Source organism: Shewanella sp. MTB7, from assembly GCF_027571385.1.
GTDB lineage: Bacteria > Pseudomonadota > Gammaproteobacteria > Enterobacterales > Shewanellaceae > Shewanella.
On sequence record NZ_CP085636.1, the window covers coordinates 2,873,711 to 2,891,774 of the forward strand.

Annotated in this window: 18 protein-coding genes; 7 read left to right on the top strand and 11 right to left on the bottom strand. The window is 40.9% G+C overall.

Features of this window, described 5'->3' with window-relative positions; genetic code table 11:
• Positions 1–6 precede the first annotated feature (6 nt).
• The 3 genes from HWQ47_RS12265 to sodB form a co-directional block, all read right to left on the bottom strand.
• Positions 7–1,275, bottom strand: a complete 1,269-nt coding sequence (locus HWQ47_RS12265; protein ID WP_269971393.1) for a YeaH/YhbH family protein — start codon at positions 1,273–1,275, stop codon at positions 7–9.
• Positions 1,276–1,327: 52 nt separating this feature from the next.
• Positions 1,328–3,262 carry a PrkA family serine protein kinase gene (locus HWQ47_RS12270; RefSeq protein WP_269971394.1) on the bottom strand — a complete coding sequence of 645 codons (1,935 nt, stop codon included), beginning with the start codon at positions 3,260–3,262 and terminating at the stop codon, positions 1,328–1,330.
• A 262-nt stretch (positions 3,263–3,524) separates the two neighbouring features.
• Positions 3,525–4,106: a superoxide dismutase [Fe] gene (gene sodB / locus HWQ47_RS12275; protein WP_269971395.1), complete on the bottom strand. Its 582-nt coding sequence runs from the start codon at positions 4,104–4,106 to the stop codon at positions 3,525–3,527.
• A gap of 211 nt (positions 4,107–4,317) precedes the next feature.
• Between sodB and grxD the strand changes: the two genes are divergently transcribed.
• A complete protein-coding gene (grxD, locus tag HWQ47_RS12280) occupies positions 4,318–4,668 on the top strand; it encodes a Grx4 family monothiol glutaredoxin (RefSeq protein WP_269971396.1) in 351 nt (116 codons plus the stop codon).
• A gap of 89 nt (positions 4,669–4,757) precedes the next feature.
• Here grxD and HWQ47_RS12285 read toward each other — a convergent pair whose 3' ends face one another.
• Positions 4,758–5,993 (bottom strand): uracil-xanthine permease family protein, encoded by a 1,236-nt coding sequence (locus HWQ47_RS12285; protein ID WP_269971397.1) that lies wholly within the window; start codon positions 5,991–5,993, stop codon positions 4,758–4,760.
• Between the two features lie 191 nt (positions 5,994–6,184).
• On the opposite strand from HWQ47_RS12285, the gene HWQ47_RS12290 reads away from it, so the two are divergent.
• Positions 6,185–7,297 carry a DUF2066 domain-containing protein gene (locus HWQ47_RS12290; RefSeq protein WP_269971398.1) on the top strand — a complete coding sequence of 371 codons (1,113 nt, stop codon included), beginning with the start codon at positions 6,185–6,187 and terminating at the stop codon, positions 7,295–7,297.
• A 73-nt stretch (positions 7,298–7,370) separates the two neighbouring features.
• Positions 7,371–8,081: a DnaA inactivator Hda gene (hda, locus tag HWQ47_RS12295; RefSeq protein ID WP_269971399.1), complete on the top strand. Its 711-nt coding sequence runs from the start codon at positions 7,371–7,373 to the stop codon at positions 8,079–8,081.
• An 83-nt stretch (positions 8,082–8,164) separates the two neighbouring features.
• On the opposite strand, the gene HWQ47_RS12300 is transcribed toward hda, so the two are convergent.
• The 4 genes from HWQ47_RS12300 to HWQ47_RS12315 all read right to left on the bottom strand — a co-directional run bounded on the left by HWQ47_RS12300 (position 8,165) and on the right by HWQ47_RS12315 (position 12,673).
• The gene (locus tag HWQ47_RS12300; RefSeq protein WP_269971400.1) at positions 8,165–10,117 is read right to left on the bottom strand and encodes a hypothetical protein; all 1,953 of its coding nucleotides are present in this window, start codon (positions 10,115–10,117) and stop codon (positions 8,165–8,167) included.
• 139 nt (positions 10,118–10,256) lie between these two features.
• Positions 10,257–10,628: a DUF2069 domain-containing protein gene (locus HWQ47_RS12305; protein WP_269971401.1), complete on the bottom strand. Its 372-nt coding sequence runs from the start codon at positions 10,626–10,628 to the stop codon at positions 10,257–10,259.
• A 36-nt stretch (positions 10,629–10,664) separates the two neighbouring features.
• Complete coding sequence (gene arsC / locus HWQ47_RS12310; protein ID WP_269971402.1) at positions 10,665–11,015, bottom strand: arsenate reductase (glutaredoxin); 351 nt, start codon at positions 11,013–11,015, stop codon at positions 10,665–10,667.
• Between the two features lie 197 nt (positions 11,016–11,212).
• Positions 11,213–12,673: a M48 family metalloprotease gene (locus HWQ47_RS12315; protein WP_269971403.1), complete on the bottom strand. Its 1,461-nt coding sequence runs from the start codon at positions 12,671–12,673 to the stop codon at positions 11,213–11,215.
• Positions 12,674–12,792: 119 nt separating this feature from the next.
• On the opposite strand from HWQ47_RS12315, the gene HWQ47_RS12320 reads away from it, so the two are divergent.
• Positions 12,793–13,020 (top strand): sulfurtransferase TusA family protein, encoded by a 228-nt coding sequence (locus tag HWQ47_RS12320; RefSeq protein ID WP_269971404.1) that lies wholly within the window; start codon positions 12,793–12,795, stop codon positions 13,018–13,020.
• A gap of 49 nt (positions 13,021–13,069) precedes the next feature.
• Positions 13,070–14,167, top strand: coding sequence for an AI-2E family transporter (locus HWQ47_RS12325; protein WP_269971405.1), 1,098 nt, complete (start codon positions 13,070–13,072; stop codon positions 14,165–14,167).
• Between the two features lie 61 nt (positions 14,168–14,228).
• Here the strand turns inward: HWQ47_RS12325 and HWQ47_RS12330 are convergent, their stop codons facing one another.
• Positions 14,229–15,122, bottom strand: coding sequence for a LysR family transcriptional regulator ArgP (locus tag HWQ47_RS12330; protein ID WP_269971406.1), 894 nt, complete (start codon positions 15,120–15,122; stop codon positions 14,229–14,231).
• A gap of 137 nt (positions 15,123–15,259) precedes the next feature.
• On the opposite strand from HWQ47_RS12330, the gene HWQ47_RS12335 reads away from it, so the two are divergent.
• Complete coding sequence (locus tag HWQ47_RS12335; RefSeq protein ID WP_269971407.1) at positions 15,260–15,871, top strand: LysE/ArgO family amino acid transporter; 612 nt, start codon at positions 15,260–15,262, stop codon at positions 15,869–15,871.
• 61 nt (positions 15,872–15,932) lie between these two features.
• Here the strand turns inward: HWQ47_RS12335 and bcp are convergent, their stop codons facing one another.
• The gene (gene bcp / locus HWQ47_RS12340) at positions 15,933–16,403 is read right to left on the bottom strand and encodes a thioredoxin-dependent thiol peroxidase (protein WP_269971408.1); all 471 of its coding nucleotides are present in this window, start codon (positions 16,401–16,403) and stop codon (positions 15,933–15,935) included.
• A gap of 12 nt (positions 16,404–16,415) precedes the next feature.
• Entirely contained in the window at positions 16,416–16,955 is a 540-nt protein-coding gene (locus HWQ47_RS12345) for a glycine cleavage system protein R (RefSeq protein ID WP_269971409.1), read from the bottom strand.
• A 223-nt stretch (positions 16,956–17,178) separates the two neighbouring features.
• On the opposite strand from HWQ47_RS12345, the gene dapA reads away from it, so the two are divergent.
• The gene (dapA, locus tag HWQ47_RS12350; protein WP_269971410.1) at positions 17,179–18,063 is read left to right on the top strand and encodes a 4-hydroxy-tetrahydrodipicolinate synthase; all 885 of its coding nucleotides are present in this window, start codon (positions 17,179–17,181) and stop codon (positions 18,061–18,063) included.
• The last annotated feature ends 1 nt before the right edge of the window (position 18,064 follow it).

Genomic DNA, 18,064 nt, shown 5'->3' on the forward strand with positions numbered 1-18,064 from the left:
CGCCCCCTAAACAGCTTGTTTCTTAAATAGTTCTCTAAATACAGGGTATATGTCTTCAGCTTGCTTAATATGTTGCACGGCGATGTTATCGAAGCTTTGTTGCAAGCTCTCGTATTCACGCCAAAGTGTTTGATGAGCGCGGTTGGTGATCTCTATATAACTAAAGTATCGCACTACAGGTAATAGTTTTTCCTCTAATAGTGTTTTACATCCTGGTGAATCGTCAGCCCAGTTGTCACCGTCAGAAGCCTGAGCCGCATAGATGTTCCATTCGCTCTCAGGGTAACGCTCTTTCTGTATTTGATGCATGAGTTTTAACGCACTAGAGACTATCGTTCCACCCGTTTCTTGTGAGTAGAAAAATTCATGTTCATCGACTTCCTTAGCTTGCGTATGGTGGCGTATGTAGACGACGTCTAGATTTTTATAGGTTCGAGTTAGGAAAAGGTATAGCAAAATATAAAACCGTTTAGCCATATCTTTGGTTGCTTGATCCATAGAACCTGATACGTCCATTATGCAGAACATGACAGCTTGACTCGAAGGGATCTCCCTTTTGGCATAGTTGTTATACCTAAGATCGAACGTATCGATGAAAGGCACTTTAGAAATTTTCCGCTTTAATTCTTCAATATCTTGTTTTAAAGACAGAATTTTTTCAGCTTTTGCACCTGGAGTATTCTCAAGCTTCTCAAGTTCAATCATCAGTTGCTTTAGGTCTTTCTTCTTCGATGACGACATTGCGATGCGTCTGGCAAGCGATGATCTGAGTGAGCGCACAATATTGATGTTTGCCGGAACGCCGTCATTAGTAAATCCAGCTCGGTATGTTTGATATTCAACTAACTTATTTAGACGATTGTTTTGTAAGTTTGGCAGTTCTAGATCTTCAAAAAGCAGCTCTAAGTACTCATCTTTTGAGATCTGAAATACAAAATCATCCTCACCTTCACCTGAATCAGAAGCTTCGCCTTGACCTGAGCCTTGACCACCGCCTGATGGGGGACGCTCAATCTTATCGCCTCGAGTAAATTGATCATTGCCAGGATGAACGCGCTCTCTAATACCACCTTGACCTTGATGAAAAGAAGGCTCTTGTATATCTTTTGTGGGGATACCAATTTTCTCCCCTTTGTCGACGTCTGTGACACTTCTTCTTGTTACTGCATCGCTGACAGATTTTTTAATCTGTTGCTTATATCTATTAATGAAACGTTGACGGTTGACTGTACTTTTTCCCTTAGCATTAAGCCGTCTATCGATAAAATTCGCCATGCGCACCTCCCAAGCCATAGTAGGGAGCAAGCTCCCTACTTGTCTCTCTAAGTTAAGAAGACTTACGTACTCTCAGATACCATTCTGATAGCAGTCTGACCTGTTTCTTGGTGTAACCTTTATCCATCATACGATCGATGAAGTCATCATGCTTACGTTGATCATCGGTTGAGGTTTTAGCGTTGAAAGAGATAACAGGTAAAAGATCTTCTGTATTTGAGAACATCTTCTTCTCTATTACAGTACGAAGTTTTTCATAGCTGGTCCAAAGTGGATTAGAACCATCATTATTGGCTCTCGCTCTTAGTACAAAGTTAACTATCTCATTTCGGAAATCTTTTGGATTACTAATACCCGCTGGTTTTTCAATTTTTTCAAGCTCTGCGTTTAAGGCTGAACGGTCGAAGAGTTGTCCAGTTTCAGGATCTCGATATTCTTGATCTTGGATCCAGAAGTCGGCATAGGTTACGTAGCGGTCAAAAATATTTTGGCCATATTCGGAATACGATTCGAGGTAGGCGGTTTGGATCTCCTTACCGATAAATTCAACATACTTAGGAATAAGGTAGCCCTTGAGGAACTCGAGGTAACGTTCTGCTGTATCGCTTGGGAATTGCTCTTGCTCTATCTGTCTTTCAAGCACATAGAAAAGATGAACCGGATTGGCTGCTATCTCGCTGTGATCGAAGTTAAAGACTTTAGAGAGGATTTTAAAAGAGAAACGGGTTGATAACCCATGCATTCCTTCATCGACTCCAGCATAGTCACGATATTCTTGGTATGATTTAGCCTTTGGATCTGTGTCTTTGAGGCTTTCACCATCATAGACTCGCATTTTTGAATAGATGGAGGAGTTCTCTGGTGCAACCATTCTAGATAGCACACTAAATTGAGCTAACGTTTCTAGTGTACCTGGAGCACAAGGAGCCTTAGCCAGTTCAGAGTTAGAAAGTAATTTGTTGTAGATCTGTATCTCCTCAGTGATCCTGAGGCAGTAAGGTACCTTGACTATGTATACCCTATCTAAGAATGCTTCATTTGTTTTATTGTTTCTAAAGGTGGTCCATTCAGACTCATTAGAATGGGCGAGTATCATGCCAGTAAAGGGGAGGGCAGAGAGACCCTCGGTACCATTATAATTACCCTCCTGAGTCGCAGTTAGTAGCGGGTGAAGCACCTTAATCGGCGCTTTAAACATCTCTACAAATTCCATTAACCCTTGATTGGCACGGCATAATGCACCTGAGTAGGAGTAAGCATCTGCATCATTCTGGGCAAAATGTTCTAATTGCCTAATGTCGACTTTACCAACTAAAGAGGAGATATCTTGATTGTTCTCATCTCCAGGCTCTGTTTTTGCGATGGCCATTTGGTCTAAAATGGCGGGGTAGACTTTGACAACCTTAAATTTAGATATGTCGCCCCCAAACTCATGTAAACGTTTTACAGCCCAAGGTGACATAATACATTTTAAGTATCTGTGAGGGATTTTGTATTCATTGAACAGTAATTCTGCATCCTCATCAGGGTTAAAAAGACAGAATGGATGATCATTAACAGGGCTTCTAACACCATTTGCACTCAAGATGTAAATGGGGATTTTCTGCATTAAAGACTTTAGCTTTTCTGCCAGCGATGATTTACCGCCGCCAACAGGACCAAGTAAATACAATATCTGCTTTGATTCCTCAAGACCCTGTGCTGAATGTTTAAGGTAAGCGACTATCTGTTGAATAGCCTCTTCCATGCCATAGAAGTTTTTAAATTCTGGGTAGCGTGAAATTAACCGGTTGGAGAAAATTCTGCTGAGAATAGGATCTTTTGATGTATCGACAACTTCAGGTTCTCCAATTGCAAGAAGCAATCTCTCGGCTGCCAATGCATAAGAACTTCGGTTCTCTTTACAGATGGTTAAAAATTCCTGTAATGAATATTCTTCGTCCAGCTTTTTTTCATAGCGCTGTTGGTAATGCTCAAATATGCTCATAGTCTACCCCCTGAAACGCCCAAATAGGTTGAAAGCGATAACTGAAAACCAGTCTCCTGTTATTAATATTAGACCTAAATCGTTAACTAAGCATTAAAAAAGTTAAATAAAACAATGACAAACAGTTGCAAATGCAACAGTTGCAGAAGTAGGTTAGGGGATAGTGCAGTAAGAAGTGGTTAGCGGAAATAAAAAAGGAGCTTTAAAAAGCTCCTAATATTTTTAGTGATGAGTATGGTTACTCGTCAGGTTTAACTAAAAATTAAGCAAAATTCTGATTAACAAAATCCCAATTTACCAGTTCCCAATAATGGGCAAGGTAATCAGGTCTAACATTGCGATAATCAATGTAGTAAGCATGCTCCCAAACATCAACAGTCATCAGAGGTGTAACACTGCTATCCGTTAGAGGTGTAGCTGCATTGCTTGTGTTCACGATGGCGACAGAACCATCAGAGTTCTTCACAAGCCAAGTCCAAGCACTACCAAAATTATTTACAGCTGAATCAGTAAACTTTGCTTTAAATGCTTCAAACGAGCCAAAAGCTTCATCAATTGCTTTTGCTACTGCACCAGTTGCAACGCCGCCGCCATTTGGTGATAGGCAGTTCCAATAGAAAGTATGGTTCCAGATTTGGGCTGCATTATTAAAAATACCACCAGAAGAGGTCTTAATGATCTCTTCTAGGCTCTTTTCAGCTAATTCTGTACCTTCTACTAGACCGTTAAGCTTTACAACATAAGTATTGTGGTGCTTACCGTAATGATATTCGATGGTTTCTTGAGAAATATGCGGTTCAAGAGCATCTTTAGCGTAAGGTAGTGCTGGTAATTCAAAAGCCATTGCGTTTCTCCACTCAACAAAAAATTGATTTATAGTATTTGTTAGTATGATTCTACTCGAAAAATCACACACAGTATGTTCAATTATAAGATTTTTGCAATCGATAAAATTAGTCTGTTAAAGCCTTATAAAAAGTAGGTTTTAGTTCTAGGCTTACCTGAAGTACAATAGAGGAAATTTATTCGCTATCGTGTGAGCTAGGAAAATAATAATGGAAACAAACGAAACAGTAGAGAAGATCAAGCAGCAGATTTCTGAAAATCCTATCATAGTGTATATGAAAGGTTCACCTAAATTACCGAGCTGTGGTTTTTCATCTCAAGTCTCTCAAATTATGATTAACTGTAATGCCCAGTTTGCGTTTGTTGATATTCTACAACATCCGGACATTCGCAGTGAATTGCCTAAATATGCTAACTGGCCAACCTTTCCGCAATTATGGATCGAAGGTGAGTTAATCGGTGGTTGTGACATCTTGACTGAGATGTACCAAAAAGGTGAGCTACAAACCTTGATTGCAGAGACTGCAGCTAAACATCAATCAGAAGAAAATGCTTCTTAATTAAGTTTTTAAGTGCGGTGTAGCTAAGAAAGCCTTTCATTTGAAAGGCTTTTTGTTTTAATTTTTGTGATCTTATACCGATTGAATATTTATACTTGAGATTCAGGTTTTGACGCTTTAGGCATTGGTAATAATAAGTTCATCATGATGGCTACGATTCCACACAAGCTGATCCCAGTTAGGCTGAATGAACCTATGCCAAAAGCCATGCCGCCAATACCGAAGACTAAGGTCACACCCACGATACACAGATTTCTTGGCTCATTAAGATCCACTTGATTCCTGATTAAAGCATTTAGCCCTACAGCGGCAATAGAACCGAACAATAGACACATGATCCCACCCATCACCGGGACTGGTATCGTCAACATGACGGCTCCCAGTTTACCGACAAAGGCAAGAATAATGGCGATGATTGCAGTATATGTCATGACTACAGGGTTGAAGTTTTTGGTTAACGTTATCGCGCCAGTGACTTCAGAATAAGTGGTATTTGGTGGCCCACCAAAGGCTGAGGCTGCGATAGTGGCAACGCCGTCTCCGGCTAAGGTGCGATGTAAACCTGGTTTTTTAAAATAGTCTTTTCCAGTGACATTGGAGATAGCAAGAATATCGCCAATGTGTTCGACTGCGGGGGCTATGGCAACCGGGATCATAAAGGCAATGGCATACCAATTTAATTCTGGCGCAACAAACTTGGGCATAGCAATCCAACTCGCGGTGAGTACTGGCGTAAAGTCAATGATGCCAAATCCTAAACTCAAACCATAGCCAACAAGAATACCGGCTAAGATAGGCATTAGTTTCAATAACCCTTTGGCAAATATAGCGACAGCTACAGTGCTTAACAGAGCTGAGAGTGAAATAAATAAGGCCGTACTTTGTTCAACCAATATGATTGAACCATCGCCACTTTTACCTAAAGCCATGTTAACGGCAGTTGGTGCTAGTCCTAAACCGATCACTATTATCACAGGACCAACCACTACAGGAGGAAGTAATCGTTTAATAAAACCATCTCCCCTAACCTTAACTAAGGTTGCAAGAATTAAATAGACACAACCAGCGGCCATTAATCCACCCATGGTGGATGGGATCCCCCATGTTTGCACGCCATACATAATTGGTGCGATAAAAGCGAATGATGAGGCTAGAAAGATGGGGATTTGTCGTTTGGTGATAAGTTGAAATATTAAGGTACCAACACCGGCTGTAAATAGAGCAACACTAGTATCCAAGCCTGTTAACAGCGGCATTAATACCAGCGCACCAAAGGCAACAAAGAGCATTTGAGCCCCTTGAAGTGCAAGTGAAACATTTTTCATTATTATTCTCTTAACGATTAGGTAAACCTGAAGACCATAACAGTTTTTGGTTGTTTTGATTGAGATGAGTGTCACTCTATCGGGAACTTATTAAACAGATTTATGATTGTATAGTAATAATGAAGTGAGATCAGATGCGGGATAAAAGTTGTGATACAATTTTGATATCTGAATCTTTAGAACAGTAGAAGATGCTCAAAACCTTATTTAAAGCCTCAATTTTATATGCGAGTTGTTTGTTGATTCAGCTCAACTCAGTCAATGCTGCAGAAGTCACTGTATTGGACGAGAGTCTAGTTCCTGTTGAAACCCGTTCGACAGCTGAACGCAATAAGGCTATCTCATTAGCGCTTCAAAACGTGATACTAAAAAATTCAGGTGCAAAAAGTGCATTAACCAATCCAATTGTAATGGCGAAAGTAAAGTCTCCCAATACACTAATAAGCCAATATGGTTATCATGATATTGATGGAGAGTTATTCCTTAGAGTCAATTTTGATCATCGACGTATACTGAAACTTCTACGAGATGCTCAACTGCCTGTCTGGGGTAAGCAACGTCCCTTGACCCTGATTTGGCTGGTTGAAGATCTTGATGGTGAGAGAAGTATTCTTAATGATGCTTCACTGCGGGATACACGTCATTCTTTTAAATTGGAAGCCGAAGCCAAAGGCGTGCCTCTATTATTTCCGTTGATGGATCTCGATGATAATATGCAGATCTCGGTCAATGATGTAAGAGGGATGTTTGTTACTCAAGTTGATCAAGCGTCTCTGCGTTACCAGTCCGACTACTTTGCAGTGGCATCAATGAGTCCTAATGTGAATGGCGTAGAGTATAGCGTTTCTTTATTTGCTAAAGGCGCTGGACAACAAGGGATGATGACACCTTTGGTCAGTCAACGTCAGGAAGCTGTCGATGTTAATGCCGCTGTGAAAGGGATTATATCTGTCGTAAGTGAGTATTATGTTAGCCGTTATGCTATTGCCGACACGGGAGCCCAGCTTAATAGTTCAATTACTTTTATTGATATCTCTGAGATGAAGCAGTTGGTTGAAATTGAAAAATACCTAAAACAACTCAGTGCAGTTAAATCGGTTAATGTTACTCAAATGCTAGGTTCCAGTGTTAAGTACAATCTTGAGCTGTTTGGTACTCTTGATGAACTCCATCGTTTGATGGCACTTGATCCAAGAGTTTTAGAGACCGAATCTCGAATTCGAGGTGATATGAATAGCAATGAAAACGTTATGGATCCAACTACTGTTTTAGATCAAGAGTTGGAATACCGATGGCTTGGCTAGTTATTCAAATTGGTGGATACTCATGTTAAGATGAGTATCTAAGTTACATCGTTTGAAATTGAGAAGTACTTGAGTGAAATCTAATTCACCTATACAGTTATCATTACCCGTTCATCTGCCTGATGATGAGACCTTCAATAGTTATTATCCAGCCGCTGGAAATGATGAATTAATTCAGAGTTTACAAGCATGTGCGGAAGGACACTCGGAACGTACGGTATTTTTGTGGGGACCTGTTAAATCAGGTAGAACTCACCTTATGCATGCGGCATGTGCGCATGCAAATGATCTGCACCGTAGTAGTTTTTATCTCCCCTTGGGTATTCATGCCAGTATTTCAACGGCATTACTCGAAGGCTTGGAGAATTTAGATCTTATTTGTATTGATGACGTCGATGCCATTGCCGGACATCCATTGTGGGAGGAGGCTATTTTTGATCTTTATAACCGAGTCTCTGAACATAAGCGTTGCTCACTCATTGTCAGTGCCAACGTTTCCCCAACGGATTCTGGCTTTACCTTACCTGATCTTATTTCTCGTATGCAGTGGGGTTTAAATTATCAACTGCAACCTATGGCAGATAATGAAAAGTTGGCAGCCCTGCAACGACGAGCTGCAATGAGAGGCTTGCAGCTTCCAGAAGATGTCGGTCGCTTTCTTCTTAATCGATTAGCGCGTGATCTTCGAACACTCTTTGATGTATTAGATAAACTAGATAAGGCGTCATTGGTCCATCAACGTAAGTTGACAATTCCTTTCGTTAAAGAGATGTTAAGGTTGTAGGGTTCTTTTCGGTTATCGTTATAATGAAAATAGAAAGCGCGGAGACTCAATGAGAACCGCGCTTTTTTGTGTCCATTGTCTTTTTAATCTAACAGTTTATGTCTATCGCCACTGATCCTAAGCTTAGGTGAGATTGATTCAATTTGAACACTGCTTTGTTGATCCGTTCTGGATTTTTTAGCACTCGCTGACGGTGAGATAGTTAGGTTCTTAGACCAGGAGTCCCCCGATTTCATTGCAATCGGCTCAGGGAGGTTACTTATTAAGTTAGTACCATTCATATTAGGGAAAATACTATCGATAATAAAAGCCGCTCTATCTTGCAGTGAGCTTTGGCCTATTCGTCCTCGCTGACCCCAGTCAACAATAATCGTCTCAGCTGTTGCATTTTGAGGGCGATCAGTCACTCCCATATCCCGTAAAATGTCATATCTATGGCTCATCATGGCTTCTTCAAACAACATAGCCGTATCTTCACGAGTACTTGAGTAAGCATAATAGTCACTGGCAGTATCGTTGGAGAAAAATTGAGTGATGTCATCTGGTAGATAAGCTTTTTGGACTGAGTTTGCCGTTTCTCCTTTGAAACTGACCTTAGCCAGGCTGAACATCTCATCACTTGATAGGGGAAATTGAGCCGTGACTTTATCTGAAATTAACTCACCAGCATTAGCTCTACTTTGAAAATGATCAAGCAAGGTTTGATTATCTAAACCCAAGCTTGAGTGGATAGAACTTGGAAAGAAATCATTGGCATGTGCCAATTCATGGTAGAGCAGGGAAGATAAATCTGGAGACATCTCACCCAGCGTTCGATTGGTTCTTGTTGAACGTGCAATGGTGTAGGAGACAGAAGCATTATTTTTTACGTAACGCCAAGGCATGATGAAGCCTAAGTCATTACTGAAATTACTGCGAAAATCGGCGGCTTCATTAATCACGTCACGCTCTTCGGCAAGGAGCCAGAGATCGCTAGGGTCCAGATAGATAGCGCCAGTGACGACCCAGTAAAAAGAGGGGCGAACATCGTAACTTATCACCACGGCTGTCACCGACTGTAGGAGGTTTGCAAAATCACTGTTTGAGTCCATTTGGTTGATAAAGGTTTCAAAGTTCTCTCCCATCCATTGATGTGAAACCAAGACTCTGTCCATTATTTTTGCTTTATCTGTCCCGCCAGATATCTGCCCAAGTAAAGGCAACTTACTTGTCGTACAAGGTGAGGTCAGTTGATTAGAGTAAATACATGTTTCTATTGCACTTGCGTAAGGCGAGCTTTCTTTATAGGCAAATATTCTCGCTATAGGCTCATCGAAATATTGTGAAGTGATAGTGGCTTCATTCGTGATTAAGGCTAATACCTCTCCAGTGACAGATTCTCCAGAAATAGTCGCTGTAGCTCGTAATATGGAGACGGTATCGGCGTCGACTGTTGGTGCAATAAACTGCGGACGTTCAAGATTGACTATATCTAGGTTAACTTCGGGACCAAAGGCAATACACCAGTTGATATTTGACGGGATTTGATCTTCGTTTTCACCGAACCTGTCGATACGGAAACTGACACTATTCCCTTCGACGACTTGATGATCACTGCGAATATTGAGTAAAGGTGATATGGCATCATTCACGGTAACTTCAACTGTTTCAGTAAGGTCAAGACTCGTTGACTTTACGTTTACCGAGAAGGAATAGCTACCAGCTTCAGCCAACTGAAATGCTAACACTGGGCTTTTTACAGATGATAATACCAACGCTGGCCCACTGATTTGCTGCCATGTGAAATCGAGTCCCGAACTGTCTCTATTATTAACCTTGACCAGAATGGCTGCAGTTTGATGTGCTAAGTAATTTTGTTTAGTCATAAACTCAATACTTGATGACGTTGAGATGACGTTAAGTTCTGAGGGTTGATCACAATGAGTTAAACTTGGAGGAGTGGGAGCTGTTGGAGTTTGGGGTTCAGCTTCAGAGCCACCACCACAGGCTGTTAAGCTTAAAATACTGATAAGACTCAGGGCGCTATAATATCTCATAGATGCATACTCCAAACTTGATTACTCATTCATGTAACCTAAAGGTAACATGAGCTTAGGTGATTAATCTTCTTTTAAGTTTGTAAGTTAGCAAACAAAAAGCGCCGAAGGCGCTTTAAGTAATATGACTTGAGCATTGTTATTTTTTAAGTTTCTTTAACCCTAAACCTAACTCGCGTCCGCGTATTCTGGCATAAAAGGGGAAGCCCACCAGTAGAGCACTTAGCAGCAGCACCTCTACTAAAGCAAAAATAAAATGCTCGTTTGTAACATAAAGTAAGGTGAGTCCTTGAAGCATATAGAGGCAGATAACAAAACTCCCCCATGCGTAGGTGTAGGGCTTACCCTGAATAACACCTTTAAGTGGCAGCAAGATAGGTATGATCCAAAGGAGCATAAAGGTAAGAGAGTATTGGCCGTTTATTCCTTGATTTATGAACCAAACACTCAAAAGAACCACGAGGAATAGGTAGCCTGTTCGGCAAAACTGAAATAGTGTGTTAGAGCTCATGAAAGACCTATGTTATAAGATTAGTTGTAAAATCATTTATAAGATTGAAAGCACGTTTTCTGGTGGGCGACCGATGGCAGCTTTATTATTCGCTAACACTATTGGACGTTCAAGTAGTTTAGGTGTGTCGACAATGGCTTGAATAAGTTGTGCTTCGGTAAGATTAGGTTCGCCTAACCCTTGTTCCTTATATTCAGTTTCTTTAGTACGCATGATCTCCCTAGCGGTTAGATTCAGCTTAGTTAATAGCTCTTCAACGTCATTTTTAAGTAAAGGAGTCTTAAGGTATTCAATAACTAAAATGTCACAGTTATTTTCCTCAAGCAGAGCAAGAGTTTGGCGGCTTTTCGAACAGCGAGGATTATGAATAATCGTAACTTGAGTCATTGTGGTTAATCTTGTCTTCTAAATGTGATGATATCATACGTGAAAATGTGAGCGAAGTCACAATAAGAGTACCAACCAAACACTGATTTTTTTAACCCTATCTCAGTATAAGTAAATGTAAATAATGAGTATTATGCATGCCTATTTCCACATCCAGTCCATATTGATGGACTGGATGTGACAAATCATGACGGTGGTTACTTCAAGTCTTCCAGTGCTTTATCTGATAGTTTAAACTGCCTTATTCTTGCTTCTATTCGTGCAAGTTGAAGCGGATTGTCTTCAGTGAGTCGATAAGCGAAATTTAACTGATCAATAGCCCCTTTATAATCAGCCCCTAAAGCCATGGACTCCGCTTTTACGAAATGTTCAAGCGCTTTATTGCCTATTTTTTTATAGGCATCACTGAGCAGAAAGAAGGGAAGTTGATTCTGCTTATCCAGAAATATCTGATCTTCTAGCAAGGGGATCGCTTTTTTAGGCTGATCAGATTCAATGTAGGCATTGGCTAAGTTGATATTGATAACCTGAGAGGTCGGCTTAAGGCTTTTTTGGATCTCCAGTAAAGCGATGGCCTCAACATTGGCCTTTCTTTGCAGCAATAAATCGGTTTTAGTATCGATGTAAAAGAGATTGTTTTCATCCTCTTTTAATAGAGAGTCTATGATGGACTCTGCTTCTTTAAAACGGTCAACCTTGAAGAGTGCAAGTGCTTTGCCATACAAAGCTGCACTTTTAAAACTGTATGTCTTCTTGCTTAATTGAGTTTCAAATAGTGACAATACGGCTTCATCACTGTAGCCGGAAAACCGTACCTGTATTCGTGCTTTGGCTAATTGAAAGTCGATATTGTCAGGTGTATATCTGTGTGGATATTGTGCAGCTCTGTTTCTTGCATCAGTAATACGTGACTCTGGAAGAGGGTGAGTCAATAACATCTGTGGTGGCTTAGTGGTAAATCGGTATCGTGTGGCTAATTTTGCGAAAAAGTCTGATGCTCCATTGGGATCGAAACCCGCGTCCACTAGAATTTTCATGCCGATACGGTCAGCTTCCTTCTCATGCATACGGGTGTAATTTATCTTGGACTGGGTTGATAAGGCTTGTGTTGTAGCAAGGGCTGCCATTCCAGCTTGTGGGGCTGCAATGGTCAAGAGTATTGCGCCTAACATACCAATCATGGTTGCTGTAGAGCTTTTTTGTTGAGCTTCTAACGACCGAGCCAGATGTCGTTGTGTTACGTGGGTTATTTCGTGTCCAAGTACAGATGCTATCTGACTCTCATTATCAGCATTAAGGAACAAGCCAGTATGAACACCAACATGTCCGCCAAAAAATGCGAATGCGTTGATCTCATCATTTCTTAGTAAGAAAAAATAAAAGGGGGTCTTGACTCCAGTGGCATGTGCTACTAATTTGTTGCCTAATTCTGTGAGATATTGGCTCAACACTGGGTCATTGAGCATGGGTGCTGATGAACGGATAACACGCATATAAGCATCACCATAAACAGTTTCTTTCTCGAGACTGAAGGTGTTTACTGCTGCAGTACCTAGATCGGGTAGATCATTATTAGCAAAGGCAAGAGGAGCAGTGGCACAGAATATGAGAGACAATGCACCAGCTAAAAGCGATTTTGTCGATGTGAATTTACTCAAACTGATCCTTAATAAAACATACTGTCACTAATTATGCGATATCAACGTGGTGATAGCATTGCTTGTGATCTTCTTGTCACTTAGGATAATAGTCAAGGTTTGTTCATAGCAAGACTATTATGATTTTTATTGATTTAACCTCATTTCGTTGTCCATTGGCACTTGTAAAAGCCAAGTTAGCGTTAAAACAGCTAAAGAAAGGGGAAGAGTTATTCATTTCACTATCAGACACTGGTTCCAGACAAGATGTTCCCCGGTTTTTAAAAAAAATTGGTTACGAGTTTTCTGAGCTATGTAACGATGAAAATATTTTAACACTTAAGATACGTAACATAGATAAATATTAAATTGGTCACATTAGGCTTTAAAGAGAAATTATAAATTCAGGAATGACGAATGTTAGCTTTATTAACAAATTGGTATAAAGAAAAATTTAGTGACCCACAGGCTGTAACACTGGTCTTTATCTTATTGGGAATCGCTCTGGCAATTTATTTTGCTGGCGGTTTACTAGCGCCCTTGATTGTAGCACTTGTTTTGGCTTTTTTGCTGGAATGGCCCGTTGCTCAGATGCACAAAATCGGGATCAACAGAACCGCTGCAGCTTCACTCGTACTCGTGATGTTCATTGGCGTTATGTTTCTGATAACGTTTGGTCTTGTCCCTAGTATTTGGAAGCAGAGTGTATCCTTAATTACTGATCTTCCTACTATGTTAGATAAAGGCTTGCTCACCGCTCAAACTTACGTAAACCAGTATCCGCAATTTGTCAGTCCAGCACAACTGGATACTATGGTGGGTGAATTGAAGAAGATGCTAGACACTCAACATCTTCTTGACATAGGTAAGCAGATATTAGGCTATTCTGCGTCCTTATTGGTGTTAATGGTCTACGTTATTTTGGTGCCACTTTTAGTATTTTTCTTTCTTAAAGATAAAGATGAACTGATTAAAGGCAGTAAGCGTTTCATTCCGACAAATCGTCAGTTAGCACGTAAAGTATGGTTTGAAATGGATCAGCAGATATTTAACTATATTCGTGGCAAGGTGATAGAAATTGTTATTATTGGTGCGGTGAGTTACCTCTTCTTTGCCATAATGGGAATGCGCTATGCTGCACTTTTAGGAGTGTTAACGGGCTTTTCGGTCTTGATCCCCTATGTCGGTGCGACCTTAGTAACCTTACCTATTGCGTTAGTTGCCTTTTTTCAGTGGGGGATCAGCCCAGAGTTCGGTTATTTGATGTTGGGCTATGGCATAATTCAGGCGCTTGACGGTAATCTATTGGTGCCTATTTTGTTCTCTGATGCGGTGGATTTACATCCCGTATTTATTATTGCTGCGGTGCTAGTATTTGGCGGTTTATGGGGGGTGTGGGGGGTCTTCTTTGCTATTCCATTAGCGTCACTGGTCAAAGCGGTGCTAAATGCTTGGCCTATTCCTAATTCAAAACTCGATGAAGAACAAATAGCAAAGGAGAAGGTTGAGGCTTAAGCTTCTTTTTTCTGATAAATAGAATGGGGCGTTAGCCCCATTTTTCATTTCTAGTTGGCTGTTAACTATTGCAAAGCAATTGCTTCGCTGTCACCGCTAAGGAACGGTAAACTATGGTGGTTTGTTTTGCTTTAATATTCCAATGTTGCCAATAGAGTGGCACTTGTTTTCGTTTATCAGGGGTTAACTCAATTAAAATTCCCTTTTTGATTAAGGGCTTAGCCTGAAGGTGAGCAACTAATCCATACCCCATTCCCAGAGTAATGGCCTCGAGAAAGCTCTCTGATGAGGGGATCTTATGTTCTCGCCAACTGCCGGTTCTCATTTTAAAATACTTTTGCAAATATTTTTCGTGCAACTTGTCTTTGGTCGAAAAGACCACTGCGGGGGCTCTCTCTAGTGAAGTAGGGGTAATATTTATAGGGAAATATTGTTCAACAAACTCAGGTGTCGCTACACACAGATATTCCATTTCTCCTAAATATTGGCTGCTGCAGCCAGCCAAAGGCTCTTTTGTTGTCGTCACACAGCCAACGGCTTCGCCATTTTTCAACAGGTTATGGGTATAAGATTCATCATCGACAATGAGCTCTAATAACCACTGATGACGTTTAAAAACATCTGACAGTGCAGGCAGAAACCATGTCGCTAAACTGTCGGCGTTAACAGCAATTTTTACAATAGTTGGTAGTTTAGGGTCGTCTACGTCCATTTCGACTCTGAGTTCACTTTCTAATAGCTGTACTTGAGAATAGTGTCGTAGCAGGCGTTTTCCTGTTGGTGTAGCTTCAACAGGCGAAGAGCGGATCACTAAGGCTTGGCCCATTTTTTCTTCTAACTGTTTTATTCTCTGAGACACTGCAGGTTGTGAGATGAAGAGCACTTTGGCGGCTCTCTCAAATCCCCCTTCAGAGATCACCACAGCTAAAGCATGCAGAAGAGCATAGTCAAACATTGAAGTGATCCTGTTAATATTGGATGCTGTATAAGTTTTACTTATACAGCATAAAAAACATTAGATATATTTATTTTCACTGCTTATGTAAACTTAGCGCTAATTAATGATTATCAGTGGTGTTAAAGGTAAAAGAGATGCAAGCATTCATACAAGGTGTTGGAATAGGCGGAAGCCTGATAATGGCCGTTGGTGCGCAAAATGCGTTTGTATTAAAACAGGGGCTGAAACGTTCACATTCACTGCCTATCGCCGGTTTATGTTCTTTAATTGATGCCTTGATGATCACCGCAGGTGTTGCGGGATTAGGGCATCTTATTTTAGCGTTTCCCTTGATAAAGGATATTGCCAGTATAGGTGGTGCCATTTTCCTGTTTATTTATGGTGCTAAAGCATTAAAATCATCATTTACACCTCAAAGTTTGGTCGCAGAAGCTGTAAAAGGGGGGGATACATTAAAAGCGGCGGTATTAACAACCTTGGGGATTAGTTTACTTAATCCACATCTCTACTTAGATACTGTAGTGTTGCTAGGCAGCATTAGTGCTCAATTTGAAGGGGTCGATCGTCCGATGTTTGGTGCGGGAGCTGTGTTGGCCTCATTTGTATGGTTCTTTAGTCTTAGTTTCGGAGCGAGGTATTTAAGTCCACTGTTTCAAAAGCCTAAAGCATGGAGTTATCTGGATCGCGCTATTTGTGTCACTATGTGGAGTATTGCTGGTGTATTGATTTGGCCCTACTTATTTTAGAACTGTTTAGGTTCGGTATAAAAATGCCCGCATCAGCGGGCATTTTTATCTGTATTCTAGTTTACATTGCTTTAATGTAATTCAGAACCACCTCATGGTGATCTTTAGTCTTAAACTTATCAAATACATGTGCAACTTTGCCATCTTGTCCAATAAGGAAACTTAACCTATGTATTCCATCATAGACTTTACCCATAAACTTTTTCTCTCCCCATACGCCAAAAGCATCGGCAATAGCATGGTCTTCATCGCTGAGTAGGGAAAAGTTCAAGGCTTGTTTATCAGAGAAACGAGCAAGTTTGGTGACAGGATCTGGACTTATGCCTAATACCGTGACCTTAAGGTCATCAAGGTTTTCACGACTGTCTCTTAATCCACACGCTTGAACCGTACAGCCTGGTGTAGAAGCTTTAGGGTAAAAATAGACAAGTACTGGGCCTTGGGTAAGACATGTCTCTAGTGAAATAGCTTCATCTTGTTGATTTTTTAAGGTGAATAGGGGAGCTTGTTCACCTGTGACTAATGTTTTCATATCTATTCCTAACTATGACGTGGTAATTTCTCGCATACGTTCGATAGTGCAATCGAGAGACATCTCTTGTGCAAGTTGATTGATGCTGATCTCGAGCTTTTCCAATTCAACTTTCTCAGGTACGTTGATGGTCAAAAATACAGCTTGAGTCGGCTCGCCATTATTGTCCTCTTCAGCGTGGGATCTTACCGCAGCTAGATCTAATGAACGATCAGCAAGAAATTGGGTTATTTTTCTCATTGTCCCACGTTGATCTTTACCGTTGAAGGTGACTTCGAGGCGAGAGGCGTAATGTTGTGCTGTGTGCTTAGAGGTGCGTTTCATCACTGTCATCAATTCAAGTTCAACACTTAAATTTGGCAGCGTAGATTCCATCTTTGTGATGGATGCCCAAGAACCTGCAAGCATCATAATAAAAGTGAACTCGTTGCCAAATAAGGCCATTCGACTGTCGACGATGTCACAGTCACATTCACTTGCAAGTCTTGCAAATTTACTGACAATTCCCGGGCGGTCAGATCCCATAGCAGTAACAACAAGATGGTTGGACATGAACTCTCCTTATTTTTATCAAAACGTATATATACTCTGTACGTTTTTTAGTGTCGCAATGCTACCACAAGTTACTTAAGATGCGATCTTTGTCTGTTATCTGGGCATTAAAATTGAATAGTTTTCATAATGAAGAAGTCTTAACGCTAGAGAAACACTGAAATGCTTGTTTTTAGTGCTTAGCATCAGTACCATAGCCATCCTGAATTCTGGGGGAACTCACATGATAAATGGAAGCATCGTAGCCTTAATCACACCAATGAATAGTGATGGCTCAGTAGATTATAAAAGTCTTGAACAGTTAGTTGAGTACCATGTTACTGAGGGGACTGATGCCATCGTAGCGGTAGGTACCACAGGTGAGTCTGCTACTCTACCAATTCCAGAGCATATCGAAGTCGTGTCGCAAACGGTTAAATTCGCCGCGGGTAGACTGCCAGTGATCGGCGGCAATGGCGGTAATGCTACTGCAGAAGCCATTGAATTAACTAAAGCACAATCTAAACTTGGTGTTGCAGCCATGCTAGGTGTTACTCCCTATTACAATAAACCGAGTCCTAAAGGTATTATTGCCCACTATAAAGCAGTGGCGGCGAGCACAGACATTCCACAAATACTCTATAACGTTCCTGGACGTACTGCCGTTGATATGTTGCCTGAGACCATCGCGGAATTGGTTAATGTCCCTAATATTATCGGTGTAAAAGAAGCGACCGGCGATTTGAGTCGTGTGAAGCGTTTACGTGAGCTATGCGGCAATGATTTTTTACTTTATAGCGGTGACGATGCCACAGCCAGAGAGTTTTTGTCTCTTGGCGGTAATGGGGTAATCTCTGTTGCTAATAACATAGTCCCAAGACAGTTCAAGATTATGTGTGATGCAGCTGCATCGGGTGACATGCAAACTGCGATAGCGGCAGAAAATATCATCAAGGGACTCTTCACAGCACTATTTTGTGAAGCGAACCCTATTCCTGTTAAATGGGCAGTTCATCGTATGGGCTTGATAAGACAAGGGGAGATTAGATTACCTTTAACGGAACTTTCTACTGAGTTCCATGGTCTGTTATTAGATGCAATGAAAAATGCCCGAATAGAGGTTAATTAAT